The organism is Streptomyces sp. PR69 (genome assembly GCF_026420845.1).
Taxonomy (GTDB): domain Bacteria; phylum Actinomycetota; class Actinomycetes; order Streptomycetales; family Streptomycetaceae; genus Streptomyces.
Window position 1 is genome coordinate 72,214 of sequence record NZ_JAOWCB010000008.1, and the last position, 25,592, is coordinate 97,805.

The following is a 25,592-nucleotide window of genomic DNA, read 5'->3' on the forward strand; positions in this document are numbered from 1 at the left end:
TCCATGGACGAAGAGAGCCGCGCGTGCTGCACAACAGTTGGACTGAGACACGCCAACTGACGGTCTTCCATCTGGTCCAGCCGGTGGATGGGGGAGTCGCACGGGTCGTCGCCGACCTGGTGCGCGCCCAGACCGCCGAGGGCATCCGGACGGTCGTCGCCTGTCCGCCCGGCGGGCGGCTGGCGGCCGACGCGGCCGCCGCCGGCGCCCAGGTCCACCCCTGGCCAGCCGTACGCGCCCCCGGCCCCCAGCTCGCCCGCGAGGTGCTGACCGCCGCCCGGCTGATCCGCCGCACCGCGCCCCACCTGGTCCACGCCCACAGCGCCAAAGCGGGGCTCGCCGGGCGGCTCGCCGTACGCGGGCGGCTGCCCACCGTCTTCCAGCCGCACGCCTGGTCCTTCGACGCCGTGGAGGGGCGCGCCGCGGAACTCGCCCTGCGGTGGGAGCGCTACGGCACCCGCTGGGCCACCCGCACCCTGTGCGTCAGCGAAAGCGAGCGGCGGGCGGGTGAACGCGCCGGACTCGCCGCCCGCTGGTGCGTCATCCGCAACGGCATCGACCTCGACCACTTCAGGCCCGGCGGCGGCGACGGCGGCGCGGATCTCGGCCCCGACGCCGCCGTCAAGGCGGCCCGCGCCGAACTGCCGCAGCTCGCGCCGTTCCCGCCCGACGCGCCCCTGGCGGTGTGCGTCGGGCGGCTGTGCCGCCAGAAGGGCCAGGACATCCTGCTGCGTGCCTGGCCGCAGCTGCTCAGCGCGGTGCCGGACGCCCGGCTGGCCCTCGTCGGCGACGGCCCCGACCGGGAACGGCTGATGCGGATGGCGCCGCCCGGTGTGCTGTTCGCGGGCGCGAGCCGGGACACCCGGTCATGGTTCCGCGCCGCCGACGTCGTCGTCCTCCCGTCCCGGTGGGAGGGCATGGCGCTCGCCCCGCTGGAAGCGATGGCATGCGGCCGGCCCGTCGTCGTCAGCGACGTCAGCGGAGCCCGCGAGAGCCTGCCGCCCGGCGCCGTCGCCCACGCCCTGGTGCCGCCAGAGGATCCACGGGCCCTGGCGTCGGCGATCGGCAGGCTGCTGGCCGACCCCGTGCTCCGCGAGGAACAGGGCCGGGCCGCCCGCGACCACGCCCGCGCCGCCTGCGACGTACGGCAGACCGCCGCGGCCGTCTCGGGCCTCTACCGGGAGCTGCTGAGTCACGAACCGCCGAGGAGCCAGGGACCGCTGAGCCAGGAACCGCCGAGCCCCTCCCGCCCCCGGATGAGGAAGCGCACCACGCGATGACCACGGAGAGTGCATCCGCGCCCCACTCCGCCCAGGCGACCGCCGTGCACCGGCCGGCCGCCGGGATCCACCCCCAGCGGCACGGGCCGGCCGGCAGCGCACCCGTGCCGGTGCGGGCCCGGGGCGCCGGCCCGCGCGGGGCCGTGGCGGCGCTGCTCACCGCCGATCTCCTCGCCCTGGCCACGGCTCTCGCGCTCACCCTCGCCCTCCCCGGCTCCCGGCTGCCCCGCCCCGAACTGGTCTTCGTACTCCTCGCCGCCGCCCAGCTCGCCCTGCACGCCTGGCGCGGGCTCTACCGTCCGCAGCTGTCCCCGTCCGCACTCGCCGAACTGCCCGCCCTCGGCGGCCTCGCGCTGCTCCAGTGGAGCGCCGGAACGCAGGCGCTCGCGTACCACACCGGACGGCCCGTCATCTCCTGGACCGCGCTGGGCTGCGCCGCCGCCGCACAGACGCTGCTGAGCTGTCTGAGCCGGGCCGTCGCCTACCAGGTGCGCCGCGACTCCGCGGCACGGCGGCCGCAGTCCGCGCTCGTCGTCGGCCGCGGACGCGTCGCCCAGCAGATCGTCGCGGCGCTGTACGAGCACCCCGAGTACGGGCTCCGTCCGGTGGGGCGGGTCGAGCCGGGCCGGGAACAGCCGGGCGACGGCGACCGCGGCGTCACCGGCGGCGACCTCGGGGTCATGGGTGCGCTGCCGGTCCTCGGCGCGCCCGAGGACGTCAGCCGGGCCGTCATCCAGAACACCGTGCGCCAGGCCGTCGTCACCCAGCCGCCCGGCGCCTGCGCCGACACCGACGCGCTCGTCGCGCTGCTCTCCGCGCACGGCTGCCGGATGTGGCTGGTCGACGGCGGCCCGGCGAGCGGTGACCGGCCGGGCCGGGCATACGGCCGCGACCATCTGTGGGGGTTCTCCGTACGCCCCCTGCACGGCGGCGGCTGCGGGCTGGACCGGCCCGCCGCCCGCCTCGGCAAACGGGCCATGGACACCGTGCTCGCCGGGCTCGCCCTGCTGGCCGCCGCGCCCGTGATGGCCGTGTGCGCCCTGGCCGTACGGCTGTCCGACGGGCCCGGCGTCCTCTTCCGGCAGGAGCGGATCGGCCTGCACGGACGCCCCTTCACCCTGCTGAAGTTCCGTACGATCCGGCCCGTCGACGAGCATGAGTCGGCCACCCGCTGGACGGTCGCCCACGACCAGCGCATGAGCGCCGCCGGAAGCCTGCTGCGGCGCAGCTCCATGGACGAGCTGCCGCAGCTGTGGAACGTGCTGCGCGGCGATATGAGCCTGGTCGGGCCGCGCCCCGAACGGCCGTACTTCGTCGCCAAGTTCAGCCACGCCCACCCCGGCTACCAGGCGCGCCACCGGATGCCCGTCGGGATCACCGGGCTCGCCCAGATCAACGGCCTGCGGGGCGACACCTCCATCGAGGACCGCGCCCGCTTCGACAACCACTACATCGAGACCTGGACGCTGTGGCAGGACGTGTGCATCCTGCTGCGCACGGCGGGCTCGCTGTTCCGGCTGGGAGGCAGCTGAATGGCCGTCGCCGCATGGACGGACGCCCCCGTATGGAAGGTTCCGCCGGTGCGGGCGCCCTGGCGGCTGCTGCCGCTCGCGGCCACCGTGCTGCTGACCGCCGTCCCGTACCGGGGGGACGGCGCGGGCCCCGCCGACCTCGCCTCCGGGCTGCTGGTGCTCACCTGCCTCGGATACGTGCTGCACCGCAGGGCCCGGCCGCTCAGCGCCGCGGCCGCCGTCGTGCTGGGCCTGCCCGCGCTGGGCGCCGCCGTCGCCACCGCGACCGCGGCCGACCCGCTGGCCGCGCTGCCCGGCTATGTGCGCTATGTGCAGGTCTTCGTCCTCGTCCCGGCGGCCGTGGTGCTGCTGGTGCGGGACGCACGGGACTTCCGGTTCGTCCTCGGCGCGCTGGTCGCGCTCGCGCTGCTCGAAGGAGGCGTCGGCGTCCATCAGTACGCGACCGGCACCGGCGCGTCGTACATGGGCGAGGACATCAGGGCGGTGGGCACCTTCGGGCCGACCGGTGTGATGGGCATGGCCACGGTCGTCTCCTACGGGCTGCTGGCGGCGGTCGCGCTCGCACTGGCCGCGCCCGCGAGCGCGCCCCGCCGGCTGCGGCCGGCCGCGCTCGCGGTCGCGGCCGTGCTCGTCGTGCCGCTCGCGCTCTCCTTCAGCAGAGGCGCGTGGATCGCCACCGCGCTGGCCCTCGCCGCGATGCTGCTGCTGGCCGGAGCGCGCCTGGCGGTCCGGGTCTTCGCGGCGGCAGCCGCGGCCGCGGTGGTGCTCGTGGGCGGGCTCGGCCTCGGCTCCGCGATGGTCTCGGAGCGGCTGAGCAGCATCACCCAGGTCACGGACGCGCCCGACCGGTCGGTGAACGACCGGTACACCATGTGGGCGGCGGCCGCGTCCATGTGGCAGGAGCGGCCGGCGGCCGGCGTCGGCCTGAAGGGCTTCCCGGCGCACCGGGACGGCCATGCCTCCATCGCGCTGTCGTCGGGCAGCGACACGGCGGGCGCGGGGCAGGGCTTCCAGAAGCAGCCGCTGCTGTCGCCGCACAACATGTATCTGCTGGTGCTCAGCGAGCAGGGCCTCATCGGCGCGACCGCCTTCATCGGCGGCTGGGCGGCGATCCTGGCCGCCGGACTGCGCCGGGCCGCCCGCGCCCGGCGCGGGCACGGCCGCGGCACGGCGGCCGACTGCGGCCTCGCCGCCGCCGGGCTGCTGCTCTGGCAGACCGCCGACTTCCTGTACGCCGACATCGGCGGCCCCTCCACGGTCCTCACGGGCGTGGTCCTCGGCCTCGCCGCGTGGTGGGCCTTCGCCCACCGCCGTGAGGCGGCCCGCCCATGACGGGCCCGCGCCCCGAGCACCCCGGCCCCTCGGGCGGCCCAGCTGCCCCGCCCTCGGCGACCGCCGCCGCCTCCCGGCCGGGGGGCGGTGCCGGTGTGTCGTCGGATGTGGGGGTTTCGGCGGGCGGCGCGGGGGACGGCGCAGATTGTGGTGCCGCACCCGTCCTGCCCTCGGCGTCCGCCGCCGGCTCCCGGCCGGGGGGCGGTGCCGGTGTGTCGTCGGGTGTGGGGGTTTCGGCGGGCGGCGCGCCGTCCCCGGCGCGTCCGGTTCGCGCTTCGGGGGACGGCGGAGATTGTGGTGCCGCACCCGTCCTGCCCTCGGCGTCCGCCGCCGGCTCCCGGCCGGGGGGCGGTGCCGGTGTGCCGTCGGCCGTGGGGGCTCCGGCGGGCGGCGCGCCGCCACCCGTGCGCACCGATGCCGCTTCGGCGGACGGCGGCGGGCGGGGCATCGCGTGGGCCGCCGGGGTGACCGCGGGGCTGACCGTGGCCGGGGCCGTGCTCGGGCTCGGGCGGGATCAGGCCATCGCACACCTCTTCGGGGCCAGCGTCGACAGCGACGCGTTCCTCATCGCCTGGACCGTGCCCGAGATGGCCGCCACGCTGCTCATCGAGGACGCCATGGCCCTCGTCCTCGTCCCCGCCTTCAGCCATGCCATCGCCCGCCGCGCCGCCGCCTCCGGCTCGTACGACCCCGTGCGGAATCTGGTGGCCGCCACCTTCCCCCGGCTCTTCGCGCTGCTGGCGCTCGGCGCGGGGCTGCTCGCCCTGGGCGCGCCCGTCGTCGTCGGCGTGCTGGCCCCCGGCTTCAGCGATCCCGGGCTCGCCGTCGACTGCACCCGGCTGACCGCCGCCACCGTCCTCACCTTCGGGATCGCCGGGTACTTCAGCGCCGTCCTGCGCGCCCACCGCTGCTACACCCCGCCCGCGGGCGTCTATGTCGCGTACAACGTAGGCATCATCGGCTGCACGCTCACCCTGCACTCCCTGTGGGGGGTGCGCGCGGCCGCCGCCGGAGTGGCCCTCGGCGGGCTGCTGATGGTGCTGGTCCAACTGCCTTTCGTGGTGCGGAAGGCAGGACGGCCCCGGCTGCTGCGGGCCACCCGGCGGCGCTCCCGCCCGCCGCTCGGCCTCGCCCTGCTGGCCCCCGTCGTCCTGTTCGCGGTCAGCAGGCAGTCGCAGGTCCTGGCGGAGCGCTTCCTGGCCGCCTCCCTTCCGCCGGGCGCGATCTCGCACCTCAACTACGCGCAGAAGGTGGCGCAGCTCCCCATGGTGCTGTCGCTGATGATCGTCACGGTCACCTTCCCCGTCGTCGCCCGCGCACTCGCCGACGGCGAGCACGACAGGGCCCGCCGCCGCGTCGAGCGGGATCTCGCGCTCGCCGGTCTGGTGGTGCTCCTCGGCGCGGCCCTCGTCGTGGGGTACGCCCCGCAGATCATCGAAGTCCTCTTCCAGCGCGGCGCGTTCGACGCCGAGGACACCCGGGCCACCGCCACCGTGATGCGCGTCTACGCCGCCGGGCTGCTCGGCCACTGTCTCGTCGGGGCGCTCGGCCGGCCCTTCTTCGCGGGCGACCGGCCCATCTGGTATCCGGCCGCGGCCATGGCCGCGGGACTGGCCGTCACCGTCGCCGCCGGGGCGGTGGCCGTCGGCCCCTGGGGCGTCTACGGCATCGCGGCCGCCAACGCCCTCGGCATCAGCGTCACGGCCGTGCTGCTGCTGGGCGGCCTGGGCCGCCGCGTCGTCGCGATCCGCGTACCCGCCGTGCTGCGTTCCCTGGCCCGGCTCGCGCTCGCCGCCGCGGCCGCCGCCGCGGCCGGACTGCTGGCCGCGCCGCTTCTCCCGAACCCGCTGCTCAGCCTCGCGGCCGGCGGAGTGCTCGCGCCCGCCGTGTTCCTGGCCGCCGCCCTCGCCGTACGCGCCCCCGAAGCACGCCAACTGCTGTCCCTCGCCCGCCGGAAGGCCACCCGGCCGCCGCGAAGCCCCCGCCCGCCCCGCCCGCCCCGACAGCCCCGCCCGCCCCGACAGAGGATGAACCGTCATGTCCGCTGAGACGGCGCTTCGCACCGCCGCCCCCGGCAGCCGCGCACGCCCGCACCGCGCATGGATCTGGATGTACCACTCGGCCGCCGACCCGTCCGACGATCCGTACGGCATCACCGTCGCCCCCGAGCGGCTCGACCTCCAGCTGCGCGCCCTGCGCCGCCGGGGCCTGGCCGGCGTCGGCGTCTCCACGCTGCTGCGCGCCCGTGCGGCCGGCCGCGGCCGCGGGCTGGTAGGGCTCACCTTCGACGACGGCTACGCCGACTTCGTCGACAGCGCCCTGCCCGTGCTGCGCCGCCACGACTGCACCGCGACCGTCTTCGTGCTGCCCGGCCGGCTCGGCGGCGTCAACGCATGGGACCCGGAGGGGCCCAGAAAGCCGCTGCTGACCGCCGACCAGATCAGGGCCGTGGCCGCGGCGGGCATGGAGGTCGGCTCGCACGGCCTGGTCCACCGGGACCTGACGGCAGCCGGCGACGACGTGCTGCGCGAGGAGACCCGCGGCAGCCGCGAGCTGATCCGGGAGCTCACCGGCCGTGCGCCGGACGGCTTCTGCTACCCGTACGGCTACCTCGACCGCCGGGCCGCCGACGCGGTGCGCGCCGCCGGTTACGCGTACGGCTGCGCCATCGATCCGGGCCCGCTGCTCGGCGACGTACACGCCCTGCCCCGCACCCACATCAGCCAGGCGGACCGAAGCGCACGGCTGCTGGCCAAGCGGCTCCGCCATGAAGTCAGGACCCGCCGGTGAAGGCGCTGCACATCATCACCGGTCTGGGCGTCGGCGGCGCCGAGCAGCAGCTGCGGCTGCTGCTGCGGGAACTGCCGTTCACCTGCGATGTGGTGACGCTGACGAACCCGGGCTCGGTCGCCGACGGGCTGCGCGCCGACGGGGTTCGCGTCGCCGACCTCGGCATGCGCGGCAACCGCGATCTGGCGGCGCTGCCCCGGCTGGCCCGGCTGATCCGCCGCGGCGGCTACGACCTGGTGCACACGCATCTGTACCGGGCGTGTGTCTACGGGCGCGTCGCCGCCCGGCTCGCCGGGGTGCGCACCGTCGTGGCCACCGAACACTCGCTCGGCGAGACGGAGATCGAGGGACGGCCGCTGACCCGCGGCGTCCGCGCCCTGTATCTGGCGACCGAGCGGCTGGGGTCGGCGACCGTCGCCGTGTCCGGGACCGTCGCCCGGCGGCTGCGCGGCTGGGGCGTCCCGGCCGATCGCATCCATGTCGTGACCAACGGCATCGACGCGGCCCGCTTCCGCTTCGACAAGGACGACCGGGCCGCCGTCCGCTCCCGCCTCGGCGTCCCCGACCACGCCTTCGTCGTCGGAGGCGTCGGCCGGCTGGCGCCGGGCAAGCGCTTCGATCTCCTCGTACGGGCCGTGGCCGCGCTGCCGGACGCCGTGCTGCTGCTCGCGGGCGACGGGCCCGAGCGGCGGCGGCTGGGCACCCTCGCCGAGCGGCTGGGGGCGGCCGGACGCATCCGGCTGCTGGGCGAGTGGGACCAGCCGGACATCCCGGGGCTGCTGTCGGCCATGGACGTCTTCGTCTCCGCCTCCCGGGAGGAGGCCTTCGGGCTGGCCGTCGTGGAGGCGCTCGCCGCTGGGCTGCCGGTCCTCCACGGGGCGTGCCCGGCTGTCGACGACCTGCCCCCGGGGAGCGCGCCGGGGGCCCGGCGGCTGTTCGCGGACTCCCCGCACGCCGCGGCCGGCGGAGACGACGAAGACGATGCACGGGACGCGGCGGAGCTGGCGGCCGCGCTGCGGGAGCTGTCCGCGGCGGCCGGACAGCGTCTGGACCCGCCCCCGGTCGTTCACCACTACGACATCGCACGCAGCGCAGAGCGTCTGACGGAGGTTTACGCGCACGCCCTCGCGGGCGCCGCTGCCGCCCCCACACCCCCTTCGACCAGGAGAGCACTCCCATGACCGAGTCGCCCCGGACCGCCGACCCCGACAGGCCGGAAGAGCCGGACGAGGCCAAAGAGCCCCGGCAGCCCGACGCCGAAGCCGGCCGCCCCGGAGCGGCCGCCGAAGAGACACCCGCTCCGGCCCGCCGACGGCGGCTGTTCCCGCGCCTCAAGCGGAGCCGGACCGGCACCCTCGAAGCGGCCGGCGCCGCCACGCCGTCCGCGGACCCGGACGCACAGGGCCCCGACGCACCGGGCCTCGACGAACCGGGCCCCGACGCACAGGCGGAGCCCGGCACCCAGGACCCCGGCACGCAGACGGGCCCCGGCACACGGAAAGCCCCCACTTCGCGGGCTGATGCCGACGGCGCTCGGGACGAGACGGCAGCGCAGCCGCCCGCCAGGGCCGGCAGCCGCCTCCGCAGGCCGCTGCGAGCCGTCGGCGTGGCCCTGAGCGGTGCCCTGAGCGGTGTCCTGAGCGCGGCCCTGAATGGAGCGAGCCGGGCGCGGAACCGGCTCACCCCGCTGCCCCGCTGGTGGCCGCTCCCGCTGTGCGTGCTGCTCGGCACGGCGTGCGGAGTGGCGTACGGGGAGCTCAAGACGCCGGAGTACGCGGCCACCAGCTATGTCGTCGCCGTCCCCGGCGAGGACGGCGACCCCTCCGTGGCCCTCGGCTACGCCCAGGCGTACGGCCGGATCGCCACCAGCGACTCCACCATCCGCCACGCGCGCGTGGCCGCCGGGGTCCCGGCGAAGACGCTGCGCGCCCATGTGCGGACGGAGACCTCCCCCGACTCGCCGATGATCGCGATCACCGGCACCGCGGCCAAGCCCGCACAGGCCGCGGAGTTCGCCAACGCCGTCGCGGACGCCGTGTTCGTGAGCAGCAATCAGGTCTCCAAGAACACAAACGTCAAGCTGATCCTGTTCTCCCAGGCGATCGCGCCGGGCAGCCCGGTCTCCCCGTCGACGCCGGTCAGCGCGGCCGTCGGCGGCTGCACCGGCGGGCTCCTCGGCGGTCTGGCGCTGCTCGTGCGGCCGCAGCACCGCGCCGGAGGCCGCCGGGACGCCGAGGCCGGAGCGCCGCCGTCGGGCGACGAGCCGTCCGCGGCCGCCGTCCCCGCACCCGCGCAGCCGGGCGCCGTGGCCGCCGACCAGCGGGAGCTGGTGTGAGCGCGGAGCTGCGGCAGGGGCTCGCGGTCACACTCTGCCGCGATGCGGGCGACTTCGCGCGGCTGCGGGACGAGTGGAACGCGCTGCACCGGAGCTGCGCCGCGGCCACCCCGTTCCAGAACCACGCCTGGCTGCACTCGTGGTGGCTGTCGTACGGGGCGGAGGGGCGGCTGCGCGTGGTGCTGGCCCGCCGTGCCGGCCGGCTGATCGGCGCGGCCCCGCTGATGCTCGTCCACCGTCCCATGCCGCTGCTGACGCCCATGGGCGGGAGCATCTCCGACTTCTCCGACCTGGTCGTCGACGACGCGGAGGAGCCCGCCGCGCTGACGGCTCTGGAGCACGGGCTGCTCCGGGCCGCCCGGCACGCGGTGATCGATCTGCGGGAGGTGCGGCCGGGCGCGGTCGCCGAGCGGCTGTACGAGCGGTGGAGCGGGGCCCGTGCCCGGCTGTCCGACTCGGTGACGATGGAGCTGCCGGCCCTTCCCATCGAGGAGGTGATCAAGACTCTGCCGCGCACCAAGGCGCAGCGGGCCCGCGCCAAACTGCGCAAGATCGACGTACAGAAGATCGAGGGCCATAGCGTCAGCGCGGCCGAGGCCGCGGCCGCCGTGGACCATATGCTGCGGCTGCACGAGCTCCAGTGGCGGGGCCGCGGCATCAATGTGGAGCATCTTCAGCCGCGGTTCGCCAGCCATCTGGCGCGGGCGGCGGAGCGGATGATCCCCGAAGGGGAGGCCGCCATCACCGAGTGGCGGCTGGACGGCGAGGTGGTCGCCGCCCATATGACGCTGCTGTCGAACGGGCTGACCGGCAGTTATCTGTACGGCGCCCATCCCGATCTGCGCAAGAAGAAGGTCGATGTGGCGGCGATGCTGCTGCGCCGCGACGCGCTCCACTCCGCCGTGACGGGCCGCAGCGTGCTGAGCATGCTGCGCGGGGCGGAGTCGTACAAGAACGCCTGGGGGCCGCGGACGGTGGTCAACCAGCGGCTGCTGCTGGCCCGGCCGTCCCTGGAGCCGCTGCTGCGGCTGCGTCAGTCGCAGGCGCGCTGCCGGGAGCGCGCGGTCGAGGAGGTGCGCAGCCGCTTCCCGGAGGCGCGCGAGTGGCGGAACCGGCTGAACAGCTGGCGGGCGGACGGGGTGGGGCGCTGAGACGCCCGGACCCCGCCCGCCCGTCGGCGTCAGAACGGCCAGTTCTCGTCGTCGAGCCAGGACAGGTCGGGGAACTGAGGCACCTCGGGGATCTCGGGGATCTCAGGCACCCCGGGCGTCTGCGGAGTCTGCGGGTCCTGAGGATTCTGCGGCCAGGACGGGTCCCCGGGCATGCCGGGGATGTCCACGCAGACCTCGTCCTGCGGCACCCACTGGCTGAGCCAGTCGCCGAGGGAGAGCGGTACGCACCACTCGGTGGAGTTCACCGGAGGCTCGACCGGCGCAGGCTCCACGGGCTCCGGCTCGACCGGTACGGGGTCGACGGGCTCCGGCTCCACCGGCACGGGGTCGACGGGCTCCGGTTCCACCGGGTCGACCGGCGCGGGCTCGACGGGACCCTGGAGGCCGAACAGCTTCTCGCGGAACACCGCCGCCGACCGCGGATTGGACTTGCACTGCCAGACGCCGTGCGGACAGTAGTCCGTGATGGTGTGGTACAGCGGCTTGTGCGTGTCGAACCACTCCAGCATCCGGCGCATGTACTCCGGATTGTCCCCGTTCCGGAAAAGACCCCACTCCGGATACGAGATCTCCTTGTTGTGCGCGCGGGCGAAGTCGACCTGAAACTGCAGCCCGTAGGGAGTATGCGCCTGTTCATCGAACGAACGGCCGGGCGGCTGGTCGTACGAGTCCATTCCGATGATGTCGACGACACCGTCTCCGGGATAGCACTCAGTCCAGGGAATCGCGTCCGTTCCCCGGTTCGGCGCGAAATCGAAGCGGAACTGCTGGCCGGGCACCGAACGCATGGCTGTGACGATGCGGTTCCAGTACTGCTTCCACGCCCGGGGGTCCGGCGCGCAGCGGTGGGTGTACGTGGTGCCGTTCATCTCCCAGCCGAGCACGATCACTGTGTCCGGCGCGCCCTGCCCCACCAGCCGCTCGGCCAGGGTGCGGAAGTGGTGGTCGAACCGTCCGGACGCGCCCGCCCGCAGCATGCGCCGCACCTCCCAGTCGGAGAGGCGGGCCTCGTTGCGCTCCAGCATGGGCACATTGAGGACCAGCATCCGGTCCTCGGCCCCGCGCCGCCACTGGGTCCACGGCTGAAGAAACTCCGGACGGCCCTCGATATTGACCCACCGGTCGCCCGGCAGATAGGTGTGACCGACTTTCAGTTCGGCGCCGCCCAGCCAGTTCGACAGCTCTTGGATGCGCTGGACGCCCGGAGAGCCGTAGTGGAGATAGGCCCCCACGGCGGCCGCCGATGCGCTGCCGGGCCCCGGATTCCCTCCGTCGCCCGTGGCCGCGCTCGCCTTCTGCTCTCCGAACACTCCGACGGAGACGAGGAGACTGGCGGCCGCGGTGCCGATGCCGATGCCGGTGAGACGGCGCCGTCGAGGCATGGCTCCTCCTTAAGGGCTGTTCTGATGGGCTGTTTCTGATGGGCTGTGGATTGCTCAGACACCTTCGACCGTATGCGGAAAGTCTTATTAATGGGCTGAGTGAATGCCCGTCAGTAGGCCATTAGCGATATGCCCCGGCGTGTCGGCACCCATCCAGGTGACGAAATATGGAATGAGGCGGTGATGCGTATGCCGGCGTCCGACGGATCACCCCCCGCGCTGGTGCTCCGGCTCGACCGGAACCCCTTTCACCATGGAACTCTGGGCGCGGTCAGGTCCCTGGGCCGCGCGGGCGTCGAGGTGCACGCCCTGGTCGAGGCGGCCGACAGCCCGGTCGCGCGCTCCCGCCATCTGCGCCGGGCGCATGTGCGGCCGCCCGGCGAGATGACGCCCGCGCTGTTCGTGGAGACGCTGCTGACGGTCTCCGACCGGATCGGCCGCCGGGCCGTGCTCATCGCCATGGACGACTTCAGCGCCATCGAGGTCGCCGCCCAGTCGTCCCTGCTCGACTCCCGCTTTCTCTTTCCCCGGCAGCCGGACGGGCTGCCCGAGCGGCTCGCCGACAAGTCGGGACTAGCGGAGCTGTGCGCGGCGGCCGGCATCGCCCACCCGGCGACCCTCGTCCCCGGCAGCGCGGCGGAGGCCGCCGCGGCCGCACGCTCGCTCGGCCTGCCGGCCGTGGCCAAATGGAGCCGCCCCTGGCTGCTCGCGCCGGGCGCGGCCGAACTGCGCAGCACCACCCTGGTGACCACGCCCGACGACGCCCGCAGGCTCTACGACCGCAGCGAGGCCGCGGGCAGCAGCCTGCTGCTCCAGCGCCTCGTACCCGGCGGGCCCGCGACGGACTGGTTCTTCCACGGCTGCTTCGCCACCCGCTCCCCGGGCCCGGCCGCCTGTCTGCTCGGCGGCACCGGCCGCAAGGAACTGTCGTGGCCGCCGCGTACGGGACTGACCGCCATGGGCCGGTGCGCTCCGAACCCGGCCGTGCGCGAGGCGGCCCTGCGGCTTGCCTCCCACACCGGCTACCGGGGCATCCTCGACCTCGACTTCCGCCGCGACGAGCCCTCGGGGACGTACTGCCTCCTCGATGTGAACCCCCGGCCGGGCGCACAGTTCCGCCTCTTCACCGACCCGGCCGGCCTCGACGTCGTACGCGCCCTCTACCTCGACCTCACCGGGCGGGATGTGCCCGCGGGCGACCCCAAGGCCGGACGGGTCTTCATCGCCGAGAACTATGCGCTGATCTCCGCACTCGCCGCACGCTCCGCGCCGCTGCCCTCCCGCCGCCGCCCGCCTCGCACGGCGACGGCGCCGGCAGAACCCCCGGCAGGAGTGGAGACGGCCTGGTTCGCGGGCGACGACCCGCTGCCCTTCCTCGCCATGGCCAGGACCTGGCTGGGGCGCGGACTCGGCAAGGCCGTACGGCGGCTGCGCCGGGGGCCGCGCCGCGCCGCGCCCGCCGACGCCCGCCCTGCCGTGCCCGGCCCCGCCGAGCACCCCACCCGTCTCACGGACCCGAACGAAGGAGCGAGACAGAACCATGCGCGATGCCAGCGGAACCCATGACGTGGCAGTGGTCGGGGCCGGGCCCTACGGCCTCTCGGTCGCCGCGCACGCCGCGGCCGCCGGACTGCGGGTGAAGGTCTTCGGCAGGACCATGGCGTCCTGGCGCGACCATATGCCCGAGGGCATGTTCCTCAAGTCGGAGCCCTGGTCGTCCCATCTCTCCGACCCGGCGGCCGCGCACACCCTCAGCCGCTATGCAGAACTGCGCGGCTTCGAGGCCCGGCACGGCCGTCCGCTGCCCATCGGGGTCTTCACCGAGTACGGCATGTGGTTCGCCGAACAGGCCGTCCCCGGGGTCGACGACCGGACCGTCACCCTGGTGAGCCCCGCCGACCACGGCGGGTTCCGGCTGCGGACCGAGGACGGGCAGACCCTGCATGCCCGGACCGTGGTGCTCGCCGTCGGCGTCATGCCGTTTTGTCATCTCCCCGAGCAGCTGAGGGGCCTGGGCGAAGACCGCTGCACCCACAGCACCGCCCACCGGGACCTCGACCGCTTCCGGGGCGCGGACGTCACCGTCGTCGGGGCGGGCCAGGCCGCGCTGGAGACCGCCACCCTGCTCGCCGAGGCGGGCGCACGGCCCCTGCTGGTGGCCCGCAGCGCCGGGCTGAACTGGAACAGCGTGCCCCAGCCGCTGCACCGGGGCCCGCTGCGCTCGCTGCGGGACCCGCACAGCGGCCTCGGCACCGGCTGGACGAGCTGGGTCTGGTCGGAGCTGCCCTGGGCGGTGCGCCGACTGCCGGCACGGACCCGGGAACACATCGCGGGCTCCGCGCTGGGCCCGGCCGGCGCCTGGTGGCTGAGGGAGCGTTACGAGGACCGGGTGCCCACGCTCCTCGGCCACGCCCTGCACACGGCCGAGGCCCGCGGCGACGGAGTGCGGCTCACCCTGCGCCGGCCCGACGGGACCGCACACACCCTGCGGACCGGGCATGTCATCGCCGCGACCGGGTTCACCCCCGACCTCGGCCGTCTGAAGCTGCTCGACGAAGCGCTCAGATCGTCCCTGGCCACCGTCGGCGCGAGCCGGACGCCCGCGCTCAGCGCCCACTTCGAATCCAGCCGCCCCGGACTCTTCTTCGCGGGCCTGCTGACCGCGCCGTCCTTCGGACCCGCTATGCGCTTCGTCCACGGCGCCTCCTTCACGGCGCGCAGGCTGACCACGGGCCTCAGACGGCGGCTGCCCGGCCGGACCGCCCCCGTCCGCCTGCCGCACCCCGCGCCCCCCGCATCACACAGAGCGGATTCCGCCGCGGGGGTGACGCAGACCGTCCACGATCGTTGAGCCCCTCAAGTCGGGTGCGGGTCGATCAGCCAGCCCTTGCGGGGAGACGGGGGACCCGTATGCACATCGGAGCCGGCGGGCGTGTGCGCGAACGGATAGCGGGCCAGCCGTGTCCACTCCGTATCCGGCCGTCCCGGCAGCGTCCGGCCCGCGGCCGCCCACTCCCGGGCGAGCTGCTCGTAGATGGGACTGGGCTTGCCGCCCCCCGCAGGTTCGCCGGGCGGCGGCTTGCTCGGGGACGGGACGGTGTGCACACGCTGCCATCGGGCGTGCGCGGAACTGCTTCCCATCAATCTCCCTCCTGGCGCTGTGGTAGCTTCTTGCCGCCCCGTACGGGGCCGGTTCGGGCTGGACCGCAACCCTCGGGTTGGAAGCTCCCCGCCGCGGGGCGCGGGAGCGGAGTCACAAGACCGCCAACGCGCGCGTGCCGGGGGAAGTCACGGCCGTCCCCCTCGCGCGCCCGCGCGGATAACCGCGCCGCGCGCAGTAGCCTCGCGCCATGCGACCTGCCCTGGCGTCCGCCGCGTTGCTGCCCGCGCTCCTCATCGGCGTCACCGCCTGTCAGCGCATCCCCAGCGCCCCCGCCCAGGGGACGCCGTCCGCCGCGACCGCCGCCGAGCGGGCGGCCGTGCTGGCTGACGGCGACGCCAAGGGGCAGGCGGGGCTGTGGATCGGCCAGGCGGAGGACGTCGGCGGGCGGGGCGCCGGCGAGCGGCTCCGCATCGCCGTGCACGCCGTCGTCGACCCCGCGCTCAGCGCCCGGGATCTGGACGAGGACGCACCCGCCCCGAAGAAGACCTACGCCCCCCGCCCGGGCGCCCGCTGGATCGGCGTCGAGGTCTCCCTCGTCAACGTCGGCGGCAGACCATACGACGCCCCGATCACCAAGGCATGGGTGGTGGACGCCCACGGCAAACGCCACCCCGCCGTCACCACGGGCGAGCTGACCACCGGCCTGCCGCTGGACGCGGACGGCCTCGCGGCCGGCGACCGGGCCGAGGGCTGGCTGGCGTTCGAAGTGCCCGAAGACGCACGGATCGTACGGTTCCACTGCACCGTCGGCACCCACACCCGCGGCTGGCAGCTCTAGGGAGCGTCGTCAAAGCAGCGTCGTCCGCCCGGCGGGACTTTGCCGGTCCCGTTCCCCCGTACAGGTGAACAGCCGCCTGCACGGCGGGTGCCAGCACCTAGGGTGCCGACCCATGACCACAGCTCAGTCCGGCACACAGACCGAGAACAGCACCTTCCAGCGCGGCCACTTGGGCACCATGTCCCTGCTGGCCTGGACCGGCGACCCGGAGCAGGGCCATGACATGCCCTATCTGATCGCCTACCCCCTCGGCGACGGCCCCGAAGGCCCCGAAGCGACACACCAGGCACTGCTGACGGTGATCGCGGACGCGGGACTCGCGGTGGACGGGCAGCTCGCCGATGTCACCGGCAGCGCCGGCTCGCCCGTCAAGCTGCTCGTCGAAGCCGGCCAGGCCGTCCTGAGCATGCCGCATCTGAACGCCCAGTGCCCGGCCCCGCCGGAGTGGCTGACCGCGATCGAGCAGCGCGGCCACGCCCACTTCCTGTTCGCCACCCGCCCCTGGCCGGAGGCCGTGCCCGGCCGGCCCGTCACCGAGGAGATGCTGCAGAGCTACCTCGGGGACGAGACCACCCTCGCCACCGCGGCGCATGTGCTGCTCCCGGTCAGCAAGCTGCGCAGCTGAGCCCCTGCACGAACCCCCGCAGGAAACCCTGTACGAAGCTCAGCTCAGCTCAGCTCGGCTCGAAGGCGAACCGCAGCGCCCGGACCCGGTTGTCAAAGCTGGAGTCGACCAGCTCGGGCAGCCCCACCGCCCGCAGCTCCCGCGGCCGGGTCAGCAGCTCATGGAAGAGGGCCTTCATCTCCTGGCGCGCCAGATGCGCGCCCAGGCAGTAGTGCGGGCCCCCGCCTCCGTAGCCCAGGTGGGGATTCGGGCTGCGGGTGATGTCGAAGACGTCGGGGTCGGTGAACACGGACTCGTCGCGGTTGGCCGAGGCGTAGAAGAGCACGGCCTTGTCGCCGGGGCTGAAGGCCCGCCCGCCCAGCTCGCACGCGGCCGTCACCGTACGGCGGAACTGGATGATCGGCGTCGAGTGGCGCACGATCTCGTCCACCGCGCCGTCCGCCCGCCGCTCGAAGTCGGACGCCAGCAGGTCCCGCTGATCGGGATGCCCGGTCAGCAGGGCCAGTCCGTGCGCGATCGCATTGCGGGTGGTCTCCACCCCGGCGACCAGCAGCAGCGAGAAGAACGCGCCGAGCTGACGCGATGTCAGGGCCTGCCCGTTCACATCCGCGCTGACCAGCGCCGAGATCAGATCCTCCGCGGGCCGGCGCCTGCGCTCCCTGGCGAGCCGCGCCATCATCAGCTGCATATGGGCCAGCGCGCGCAGCCCCCGGCCGGGCATCCGCAGCCTGTCCGCCAGCGGGCGCGAGACGCCGGCGTTCTGCGACGCCTGGTTCACCCGCTCGGCGATCCGTGGCCGGTACGCCGCGGGGATGCCCAGCAGATCGCAGATCACCTCGTACGGCATCCGGGACGCCACCGCGGACACAAAGTCCACCGGCCGCTCGACGAGCATCTCGTCCACGATCCGCCGCGCCGTCGCCCGCACATTCTCCTCCGCGGCGGCGAGCAGCCGGGGGCTGAAAGCACGCGAGACGATCCGGCGCAGCGCGGCATGCTCCTCCCCGTCCATGTTGACCATCGAGTTCCCGAACACCGCCTTGGCCCAGGCGGCGGGCTCCGGTGTGGTCACACCGGGTGCGCTGGCGAAGCGGTCGGGCCGCCGGCTGGCCTCCCGTACGTCGGCGTGCCTGACCACCGCGTAGAAGCCCTGCCCGGGTCCGCCGAAGTACGCGGGGGCCTCCAGCCGCCGCAGCAGCGCGAACGACGCCAGCCGGACCGGGCGCGGCAGCCGCCAGAAGCCCGGGTCCGCCAGATCGACGTCCTCAAGGCGCAGGGGGCGCGGGCGCGGCGCCGGTGACTGCGAGGGGATCTTCATCGCTGCCTGCTTTCACGAACGGGGGCGGCCATGTTGGCCCATTCGGCGGTCTCCGGCGCAGCCGACACGGCTCCGATTGCTGCGGACAGGGGAACTTTGCATGGGTTGTGCCGACTGCCTCGTTGTAGCGGTCAAACCCGGTCTCTGTGTCCGGTGTCTTCACCCGGTGTCTGTGTCAGCAAGTGAGTCAGAGGGGACGTACCAGCCGATGAAGGTGACTGCCCGAGGATCCGTCGCGGCACTGATGGCATGCATGGCCTCGGCGGCAGCGGCCGCGCCCGCCGCGGCCGACACATCCGCGGTGCCGGCGGTGCCCGTCACGCTGCCGACCGAGAGCATCGAGACGGCACTCCCGGTGCAGGTTCCCTCGCTGCGCACGGGGGTGCCGGTGCCGGTTCCCGGCGTGCCCGACGGGCCGCGCCATGTCACCGGGCGGCTGCTGCCCGCGCGTGCGCTGCCGGCCGTGCCGCTCGCCGGTCAGCTGCCCGAGACGCTGCTTGAACTGCCTGTCGAGAATCCGCTCGGAGAGGGCAACCTCGCGGTGGCCAGCGCCGCGACCGAGGCGTCCGAGACGAAACTGCGGGGCCCCGGCGCGGATCTGGACGCGCCGCTGTCCCCGCCCCGCCCCAGCATGCTCGGTCTGACCGCCCTCCAGCTGCCCGCCGCGGGGCTCGACGCGCCCGTGCTGCGCAGCAACCCCGTTGGGAACCTGCTGGTGCGCTGAGGCCTCCGGCGGACGTCCCCACAGAGAACTGTTTCGCCTCCGTCTCGTTGTCAACTCCGAAGCACAGGCCACGAGACCACGAGACGGAGGGCGTCAGGCATGCGCGGTCTCACCCGAACGACGGCCCGCCGCACACTGCTGCGGGCCGCCTTCACGGCCGGCGTGCTCGCGGGCACCGCGGGCGCGCTGGCCCCGGTGCTGCTGCGGCAGCACCGCCAGGGCGGCCGGGATGGCCAGGACGGCCGGGCCCGCGAGGGCCGGCAGAGCAGCGGGGAGCAGGGAGCCCGGCAGCCGGACCGGGCGATCGAGCAGTTCTCGCAGACGTACCGGGGCCGCCGTATCCAGGGCAGCGCGACGGTGCTGACGCCCGCGGCCGGAGCCGCCCCGGCGCGGCAGGCGGCCGCGCGGAGGCCGGCCCCCACCGTCGAAGTCCGCATCGACGGGCGGCCGCTGCCCGTCATGAGGCGCGCCGACGGCAGCTATCTGAGCGCCGTCAACCACTATGAGTCCTTCCCCACGCTGCTCGCGCTGGCCCGCGCCGCGGTCGACGCCCTGGGCAGCGCCCAGCTCGCGCCCGGCATCGCACACAGCCACTGACGGACCGGGACCGGGAGGGACGGCATATGTACACCCGCAAGAACCAGCGCGATCTGACGGCATCGGAGAAGCGGCGGCTCGTCAACGCCCTGCTGGCGCTCAAGCGCTCCGGCCGGTACGACGAATTCGTCACGATGCACGGCGCATACGTGGTGTCCGACGCCGAGAACGAGCCGCGCGCCGCCCATATGACGCCGTCGTTCTTCCCCTGGCACCGGCGCTTTCTGCTGGAGTTCGAACAGGCCCTGCAAGAGGTCGACCCGGCCGTGTCGATCCCGTACTGGGACTGGACGCGGGACCGCTCGCCCGCCTCCTCGCTGTGGGCGGACGACTTCCTCGGCGGCACCGGCAGGCTCGGCGACGACCAGGTCATGACCGGACCGTTCGCCTACTCGAACGGCAACTGGCCCATCCGGGCCGACATCACCGACGGCGCCTATCTCACCCGAGACCTCGGCCGCCGCAGCAGCCCCCTGGAGCTGCCGACCAAGGCGGACGTGGACGCGGCGCTGGCCGATCCCGTCTATGACGCCGCGCCGTGGGACTCCACCGTGGCCACCGGTTTCCGCAACACCATCGAGGGCTGGAGCGTCGGCGCGGAGCGCTGGCGCAATCACAACCGGGTGCACCGCTGGGTTGGCGGGCTGATGCTGGGCGCGACCTCGCCCAACGACCCGGTTTTCTGGCTGCACCACGCCTACTGCGACCTGCTCTGGGCCCGCTGGCAGCGCGCCCACCGGGGTGCCGGGTATCTTCCGGCGAAGCCGCTGCCTGTGTCCGATGCGCAGTATGGGCGGGTGTTCAGCCGGGATGAGGCGATGCCGCCGTGGGGGGTGCGGCCGTCGGAGCTGCTGGACCACCGGCGCTGGTACCGCTACGCATAGGCGCCTGGGGCTCCGCCCCCGAACCCCCGGTCCTCAATCTCCCCCAGACTTCGTCCGGGAGGTGCCCCCAACGGGCTGGGTTTTCCAGAGCACGCACTTCGGCCCCTCCCCGCATCACCAGACGGCGCGCGGGAAAGGGCCGAGGAGTGTGACCGCAGCAGACGCGTCAGGCTCAGTGCCCGTACGCCCCGTGGCCTCCGCCGTTGTTCACACAGGTGTTGCCGAAAGCCGGGTTGAGCAGCCCGACGAGGTTCACCGTGTTGCCGCAGACGTTGACCGGGATGGCGACCGGCACCTGGATGGCGTTGCCCGAGAGGACGCCCGGGGAGTGGCTGGCGACGCCCTTGGCTCCGGCGTCGGCGGCGGCCATGCCCGCGCCACCGGCGAGGATGGCGCCCGTGCCGGCGACGACAGCGGCGGCCTTCGCGATACGCGACATCAGTTCTCCTTGCAGATTGCAGATGAGGGGTGGCCGCATAGCTTGCGGCCTCACGCTCCTTCAACGCTCCAAACCAGGGGCGGTAACGGATCAGCGCCAAAAACGTCGCCACTTGTGTGACAGGCGGGATTCCGTACCTCAGCTGGTGCGGCGTACGGAGCGGCCCGCGAGCACATCTGTGCGACGGCCGTCCCGGATGACGAATCGGCCGTCGATCAGTACATGGGGGATGCCCGCGGGCAGGACGCGCGGTTCGTCGAAGGTGGCCCGGTCCGCCACCGTGTCCGGGTCGAACAGCACCAGATCGGCGCGGTATCCCTCGCGGACGAGCCCCCGGTCGGGCAGCCGCAGCCGGGCAGCGGGTCGGGAGGTGAGATGGGCGACGGCCTCCTCCAGGGACAGGATGCCCAGCTCGCGGGCGTACCGGCCGAGATAGCGGGGGAAAGTGCCGTACGCCCGCGGATGCGGTTTGCCGCCCTGGAGGATGCCGTCGCTGCCGCCGGTGTGGACGCGGTGGCGCATGATCGCCCGGACGTTCTCCTCATGGCCCACGTGCTGGAGGACCGTGGCGCCGAGCCGGTCCTCGATCAGCAGTCCGCGGGCCGCCTCCCAGGGGTCCTCGCCGCGCCGCGCGGCCGTCTCGGCGACCGTGCGGCCCACCCAGGAGGAGAGCGCCGGATCGCCGACGCCGGAGATCTCGACGGTGTCCCAGTCGACGGGCACGCCATGGCAGCCGTCGGAACCCAGCTCCTGGAGGTGACGGCCGATGCGCGCGGCCGTCGCCTCGTCCTTGAGGCGGGCGAGGACGGCTTCGGGGCCGCCCTCGTGCGCCCAGCCGGGCAGCAGGGCGGCCAGTGTGGTGCAGCCGGGGGTGTACGGATAGGTGTCGAGGGTGATGTCCGCGCCCGCCGCCAGGGCGTCGTCGAGGAGGGAAAGCAGCTCGGGCGCCCGGCCCTTGTTCACGCCGAAGTTCATGGTGGCGTGGGCCAGGTGGAGGGCGCAGCCCGTGTCGCGGGCGAGGGCGGCCATCTCCTCGTACGCCTGGAGCGCGCCCGCGCCGTAGGAGCGGTGGTGGGGGCAGTAGTAGCCGCCGTGCCGGGCGACGACCCGGCACAGCTCGGCGAGTTCGGCCTGGTCCGCGTACATGCCGGGCGGGTACGTCAGCCCGGACGACATGCCGGCCGCGCCCTGCTGGAGGCCCTCGGCGACGAGCTGCCGCATCCGGGTCAGCTCGGCGTCGGTCGCGGGGCGGTCGTCCCAGCCGACGGCGAGCATGCGGACGCTGCCCTGGGGGACGAGATACGCCGCGTTGACGGCGATGCCGCGGTCGAGCCGGTCGAGATACTCGCCGACCGTGCGCCAGTCAAAGCTGACGCTGTCATCACCCGGCGCGCCGCCGTTCCAGCCGGCGATGGCGGAGCGGACCTCGGCGAGCGTGCGGTCGTCGACCGGCGCGTAGGACAGACCGTCCTGGCCGAGGACTTCGAGGGTGACGCCCTGGGCGGCCTTGGCCGAGTGGTCGGGGTCGCGCAGCAGCGCCAGGTCGCTGTGCGCGTGCATGTCGATGAACCCGGGGGAGAGGGCCAGACCATGGGCGTCGAGGACGCGGGCGGCCGACGGGCGCGGGCCGGATGCCGCCTCGGGGCGTATCGCGGCGATGCGCCCGCCGTCGAGCGCGACGTCGGCGCGGCAGGAGGGCCCGCCCGTGCCGTCGATGACCCGTGCGCCGCGGATGACGAGCTCCATGGCCTGACCTGACCTCTCAGACGTCCCGGGATGAATCAGAAGACCGGAAGTGTCAGAAGAAGGTGCGGATGAAGTCGACGACCGTGCCGTCCGCCTCGACCAGCGGGATGAGCTGCCACTTGTCGAAACTCGTGCAGGGGTGGGACAGGCCGAGGCCCACCCAGTCGCCCACCTCCAGCTCGGCTCCGGGGCCGGTGTGCAGCCAGGCGTGCTGGTCGGACAGCTTGGTGACCTCGATGGCGTCGGCGGGGCGGAGCTCGCCGGTGCGGGCGTCGCGCACGACCTGCGCCTGCGGCAGATCGAGGTCATACGCCGCGTCCCGCTTGCCCGCGTTGACGAAGGCCTGCTCGGGGGTGGGGCGGGAGACGACCTGGGCCCACAGCCGGAAGGCGGGCTGGAGCGCGCCCTCCTGTGCGATGCGGTTGAAGGGCGTCAGCCGGCGGTAGTGGCCGTCGTCGTGCGAGACGTACGCGCCGGAGCGCAGCAGCTTCAGGACCGGCAGGGACAGCGGCGGCAGCTGGGCGAAGACGTCCGCCACCGTGTCGAACCAGGCGCTGCCGCCCGCGCTGACCACGATCTCCTCCAGGCCGGTCCCGGAGAAGCGGCCCGCCTTGTCGAAGTCGGCGGCGAGCGCGGTGAGGCGCTCCAGCCAGGCGCGCACCCGCTCCGGGTCGGCCCGGGGGACCTCCCCCTCGTATCCGGCGACTCCGACGAGGCGCAGCGTCTCGGTGCGGGCGACGGCGTCGGCGACCGCGGCGCAGTCGGCTTCGGTGCGGGCTCCGGTGCGCGCGCCGTCGCCCGCGCCCAGTTCGACGACGACGTCCAGCGCCCGGCCTGCGGGCAGCCGGTCACGCAGCGCCTCGTCCATCAGCTCGACTCCGCGGACCGAGTCGACGTAGCAGATCAGCTGGAACTCCGGGTCGGCGGCCAGCTCCTGGGCGAGCCAGCGCAGCGCGACCGGGTCGACGACCTCGTTGGCGAGGAAGATGCGCCGCACGCCGTAGGCGCGGTAGACGCGGACCTGGTGCGGGACGGCGGCGGTGATGCCCCACGCCCCGTACTCCAGCTGGCGCGCGAAGAGCTGCGGGGCCATCGACGTCTTGCCGTGCGGGGCGAACGCCAGGCCGTGGCGCTCGGAGTAGGTCTCCAGCAGCGCGAGGTTGTGCTCGACGGACTCGGCGGAGAGTGCGAGGACGGGGGTGGTGAAGCCGCCGGTGAAGAGGTTGCGCCGCTCGGCGGCGAGCTGCCCGACGGTCAGGCCCGCGGCTTCGGCGTCCGGCGGAAGGGACTTGAAGCGGCTGTCCGCGGGCTCGTCGCCCAGTGCGGAAAGTGCGGCGAGCGCCTCGCCGGGCAGGATGTGGTTCGGGGTTGCGGCGGCCATGGGGCCTCCTCTTCGGTCGTGCCTGAGGATGTGCGTACCGCGCATTCTGCCCGTTGCGTTATCTGCAACAGCCATTGCGTATAGCGCCGAACGCTGTCTAGCATCCCAGCCAATGCCGGGTCAATGGCGGCCAGCGGCCAGCGGCCGGCCGGTGAGCGAGCGAGTGAGCGAGGAGCCCGGGACATCGTGAGCGTTGACGTCGTCTGCCTCGGCGAGTCCATGGTCACGTTTCTGCCCTCGACGCCCGGACGTCTCGCCGATGTGCCGTCCTTCCACCGCGGCATCGGCGGCGCCGAGTCCAATGTGGCCTGCGCGCTCGCCGCGGCCGGCCATACGGCGCGCTGGGTGAGCCGGGTCGGCGCGGACGGCTTCGGCGACCATCTGGTCGACGCCGTCGCCGCGTACGGAGTCGACACCTCGGCGGTCCAGCGCGATCCGCACCGCCCCACGGGCGTCTACTTCCGTACGGCGGGGGAGCGCGCCGCCGCGCCCGGCGACGGCGACGCCGCCGAAGTCGTGTACTACCGGACGGGATCGGCCGCCTCCGCGATGTCGCTCGCGAACCTGTCCCGCCGGGCCGTGTGGGGCGGGCGCATCCTCCATCTGTCCGGGATCACCGCGGCGCTCTCCGCGACCTGCCGGGGTCTGATGCGGGGGCTCACCGCGCGCACTCCGGGGCGTCCGCCGGTGTCGTTCGACGTCAACCACCGTATGCACCTGTGGCAGGGCGACGCGCGCGGTCCGCGCCTGCTCCTGGACCTCGCACGCGGCGCGGACCTGGTCTTGGTCGGCGAGGACGAGGCGGAGGCGGTCTGGGGGATCTCCGGCGCCGCGGCCGTCCGCGAGGCGCTGCCCGAGCCCGGCGTCCTCGTCGTCAAACAGGGCGCGAAGGGCGCGACGGCCTTCGCGGGCGACCGCGCCAGCTTTGAGCCCGCCCCCGCCGTGGACGTCGTCGCCCATGTGGGAGCCGGGGACGCCTTCGCCGCCGGATTCCTCTCCGCCACCCTGCGCGGGCTGCCCGCACGGGCCCGGCTGCGCCACGGCCACCTCATGGCGGCCGCCGCCCTCACGGTCCCCGGAGACATCGCCGTACCGCCCGCCCGGGCGCACGCCGACCGGCTGGCCGCACTCGACGGCCGCGCCTGGGGCACACTGCGACTCGGCCCCGGCTGGACCGGACACGGCACGGGGGCCGGCGCCCGGCCGCAGGGCCCGGCAGGCCACCAGGTGGAGGTACGTAGGCAATGAGCCAGACCGTCGACCGCGCGCTGAGCATCCTTCCGCTCCTCGCGCAGGGCCCCGCGGACCTCGGGCAGGTCGCCGAACGCCTCGGCGTGCACAAGTCCACCGCCCTGCGGCTGCTGCGCACCCTGCACGAGCACGGCCTCGTCTACCGCCAGCAGGACCAGCGCTACCGGCTCGGCGCACGGCTGTTCGCCCTGGCGCAGGAGGCTGTGGAGAACCTCGACGTGCGCGAGATCGCCCACCCGCACCTCGTCCGGCTCAACGAGGAGACCGGGCACACCGTGCATCTCGCCGTGTACGAGGAGGACGAGGTGCTTTACATCGACAAGGTGGAGAGCCGCTATCCGGTGCGGATGTACTCGCGCATCGGCAAACCCGTCGCCATCACCGTCGCGGCCGTCGCCAAGCTGCTGCTCGCCGATCTGCCGGAGCCGGAGCGGCGCGCGCTCGCCGAGCGGCTCGACTACCCCCGGTACACCTCCCGTTCGACCCCGGACGCCGCGGCCTTCCTCAAGGAGCTGGCGGCCGTACGGGCCCAGGGATGGGCCGCCGACCTCGGCGGCCACGAGGAGTCTGTCAACTGCGTCGCGGCTCCCGTGCGCGGGGCGGACGGCCGGGTCGTCGCCGCCATGTCGGTCTCCGCGCCGAACGTCGTCGTGACGGCCGAGGAACTCCTCACCCTCCTGCCGCTGGTGCGCCGCACCGCCGACGCCATCGGCCGGGAGTACTCAGGCATGACACCGCAGAAGGGCACGCCATGAACGCCATGACCGAGAAGACCGCGATCACCCCGGCCGGACACACCGCCCCGCCCGCGAAGTTCTCGCACGGAGTGAAGCAGGGCTGGATTCTCCAGCCCGTCGCTTGAG

Annotated in this window: 23 protein-coding genes; 17 read left to right on the forward strand and 6 right to left on the reverse strand. The window is 74.2% G+C overall.

Going from position 1 to position 25,592, the window contains the following annotated elements; genetic code table 11:
- Positions 1-23 precede the first annotated feature (23 nt).
- From OF819_RS10365 to OF819_RS10400, 8 genes are all read left to right on the forward strand, one after another.
- Positions 24-1,280, forward strand: coding sequence for a glycosyltransferase (locus OF819_RS10365; RefSeq protein WP_267243119.1), 1,257 nt, complete (start codon positions 24-26; stop codon positions 1,278-1,280).
- Positions 1,277-2,812, forward strand: a complete 1,536-nt coding sequence (locus OF819_RS10370; RefSeq protein ID WP_267243120.1) for a sugar transferase — start codon at positions 1,277-1,279, stop codon at positions 2,810-2,812. Before OF819_RS10365 ends, OF819_RS10370 begins: the two co-directional genes overlap by 4 nt.
- On the forward strand, positions 2,813-4,144 hold the full coding sequence (locus OF819_RS10375; RefSeq protein ID WP_267243121.1) for an O-antigen ligase family protein: 1,332 nt from the start codon (positions 2,813-2,815) through the stop codon (positions 4,142-4,144).
- A gap of 404 nt (positions 4,145-4,548) precedes the next feature.
- Positions 4,549-6,192 carry a lipid II flippase MurJ gene (locus tag OF819_RS10380; RefSeq protein WP_267243122.1) on the forward strand — a complete coding sequence of 548 codons (1,644 nt, stop codon included), beginning with the start codon at positions 4,549-4,551 and terminating at the stop codon, positions 6,190-6,192.
- Positions 6,182-6,934 (forward strand): polysaccharide deacetylase family protein, encoded by a 753-nt coding sequence (locus OF819_RS10385; protein WP_267243123.1) that lies wholly within the window; start codon positions 6,182-6,184, stop codon positions 6,932-6,934. The genes OF819_RS10380 and OF819_RS10385 overlap by 11 nt, the downstream gene beginning before the upstream one ends.
- Positions 6,931-8,115: a glycosyltransferase gene (locus OF819_RS10390; protein WP_267243124.1), complete on the forward strand. Its 1,185-nt coding sequence runs from the start codon at positions 6,931-6,933 to the stop codon at positions 8,113-8,115. The genes OF819_RS10385 and OF819_RS10390 overlap by 4 nt, the downstream gene beginning before the upstream one ends.
- Before the next feature lie 455 nt (positions 8,116-8,570).
- Positions 8,571-9,269 carry a lipopolysaccharide biosynthesis protein gene (locus OF819_RS10395; RefSeq protein WP_267243268.1) on the forward strand — a complete coding sequence of 233 codons (699 nt, stop codon included), beginning with the start codon at positions 8,571-8,573 and terminating at the stop codon, positions 9,267-9,269.
- Positions 9,266-10,420: a GNAT family N-acetyltransferase gene (locus OF819_RS10400; protein ID WP_267243125.1), complete on the forward strand. Its 1,155-nt coding sequence runs from the start codon at positions 9,266-9,268 to the stop codon at positions 10,418-10,420. The genes OF819_RS10395 and OF819_RS10400 overlap by 4 nt, the downstream gene beginning before the upstream one ends.
- 29 nt (positions 10,421-10,449) lie before the next feature.
- Here the strand turns inward: OF819_RS10400 and OF819_RS10405 are convergent, their stop codons facing one another.
- Positions 10,450-11,823, reverse strand: a complete 1,374-nt coding sequence (locus OF819_RS10405; RefSeq protein WP_267243126.1) for a glycoside hydrolase family 26 protein — start codon at positions 11,821-11,823, stop codon at positions 10,450-10,452.
- Positions 11,824-12,006: 183 nt separating this feature from the next.
- On the opposite strand from OF819_RS10405, the gene OF819_RS10410 reads away from it, so the two are divergent.
- A complete protein-coding gene (locus tag OF819_RS10410; protein WP_323748915.1) occupies positions 12,007-13,389 on the forward strand; it encodes an ATP-grasp domain-containing protein in 1,383 nt (460 codons plus the stop codon).
- Positions 13,364-14,674, forward strand: a complete 1,311-nt coding sequence (locus OF819_RS10415; RefSeq protein WP_267243127.1) for an NAD(P)-binding domain-containing protein — start codon at positions 13,364-13,366, stop codon at positions 14,672-14,674. The genes OF819_RS10410 and OF819_RS10415 overlap by 26 nt, the downstream gene beginning before the upstream one ends.
- A gap of 5 nt (positions 14,675-14,679) precedes the next feature.
- On the opposite strand, the gene OF819_RS10420 is transcribed toward OF819_RS10415, so the two are convergent.
- On the reverse strand, positions 14,680-14,964 hold the full coding sequence (locus OF819_RS10420) for a hypothetical protein (RefSeq protein WP_267243128.1): 285 nt from the start codon (positions 14,962-14,964) through the stop codon (positions 14,680-14,682).
- Between the two features lie 209 nt (positions 14,965-15,173).
- Here OF819_RS10420 and OF819_RS10425 point away from each other — a divergent pair, with 209 nt between their 5' ends.
- Together OF819_RS10425 and OF819_RS10430 are read left to right on the forward strand one after the other, a co-directional pair.
- On the forward strand, positions 15,174-15,764 hold the full coding sequence (locus OF819_RS10425) for a DUF4352 domain-containing protein (RefSeq protein WP_267243129.1): 591 nt from the start codon (positions 15,174-15,176) through the stop codon (positions 15,762-15,764).
- A gap of 112 nt (positions 15,765-15,876) precedes the next feature.
- Complete coding sequence (locus tag OF819_RS10430; RefSeq protein ID WP_267243130.1) at positions 15,877-16,389, forward strand: DUF5949 family protein; 513 nt, start codon at positions 15,877-15,879, stop codon at positions 16,387-16,389.
- 49 nt (positions 16,390-16,438) lie between these two features.
- On the opposite strand, the gene OF819_RS10435 is transcribed toward OF819_RS10430, so the two are convergent.
- Complete coding sequence (locus tag OF819_RS10435; RefSeq protein ID WP_267243131.1) at positions 16,439-17,707, reverse strand: cytochrome P450; 1,269 nt, start codon at positions 17,705-17,707, stop codon at positions 16,439-16,441.
- Between the two features lie 244 nt (positions 17,708-17,951).
- On the opposite strand from OF819_RS10435, the gene OF819_RS10440 reads away from it, so the two are divergent.
- From OF819_RS10440 to OF819_RS10450, 3 genes are all read left to right on the forward strand, one after another.
- On the forward strand, positions 17,952-18,431 hold the full coding sequence (locus OF819_RS10440) for a hypothetical protein (protein WP_267243132.1): 480 nt from the start codon (positions 17,952-17,954) through the stop codon (positions 18,429-18,431).
- Between the two features lie 99 nt (positions 18,432-18,530).
- Positions 18,531-19,028, forward strand: coding sequence for a tyrosinase family oxidase copper chaperone (locus OF819_RS10445; protein WP_267243133.1), 498 nt, complete (start codon positions 18,531-18,533; stop codon positions 19,026-19,028).
- A gap of 26 nt (positions 19,029-19,054) precedes the next feature.
- Positions 19,055-19,912, forward strand: coding sequence for a tyrosinase family protein (locus OF819_RS10450; protein ID WP_267243134.1), 858 nt, complete (start codon positions 19,055-19,057; stop codon positions 19,910-19,912).
- Between the two features lie 172 nt (positions 19,913-20,084).
- Here the strand turns inward: OF819_RS10450 and OF819_RS10455 are convergent, their stop codons facing one another.
- From OF819_RS10455 to OF819_RS10465, 3 genes are all read right to left on the reverse strand, one after another.
- Positions 20,085-20,351: a chaplin gene (locus OF819_RS10455; RefSeq protein ID WP_267243135.1), complete on the reverse strand. Its 267-nt coding sequence runs from the start codon at positions 20,349-20,351 to the stop codon at positions 20,085-20,087.
- A gap of 138 nt (positions 20,352-20,489) precedes the next feature.
- Positions 20,490-22,097, reverse strand: coding sequence for an N-acyl-D-amino-acid deacylase family protein (locus OF819_RS10460; protein WP_267243136.1), 1,608 nt, complete (start codon positions 22,095-22,097; stop codon positions 20,490-20,492).
- Positions 22,098-22,149: 52 nt separating this feature from the next.
- A complete protein-coding gene (locus tag OF819_RS10465; RefSeq protein WP_267243137.1) occupies positions 22,150-23,478 on the reverse strand; it encodes an amino acid deaminase in 1,329 nt (442 codons plus the stop codon).
- 123 nt (positions 23,479-23,601) lie between these two features.
- Here OF819_RS10465 and OF819_RS10470 point away from each other — a divergent pair, with 123 nt between their 5' ends.
- Together OF819_RS10470 and OF819_RS10475 are read left to right on the forward strand one after the other, a co-directional pair.
- Positions 23,602-24,726: a sugar kinase gene (locus tag OF819_RS10470; protein ID WP_267243138.1), complete on the forward strand. Its 1,125-nt coding sequence runs from the start codon at positions 23,602-23,604 to the stop codon at positions 24,724-24,726.
- The gene (locus tag OF819_RS10475) at positions 24,723-25,484 is read left to right on the forward strand and encodes an IclR family transcriptional regulator (protein ID WP_267243139.1); all 762 of its coding nucleotides are present in this window, start codon (positions 24,723-24,725) and stop codon (positions 25,482-25,484) included. Before OF819_RS10470 ends, OF819_RS10475 begins: the two co-directional genes overlap by 4 nt.
- The last annotated feature ends 108 nt before the right edge of the window (positions 25,485-25,592 follow it).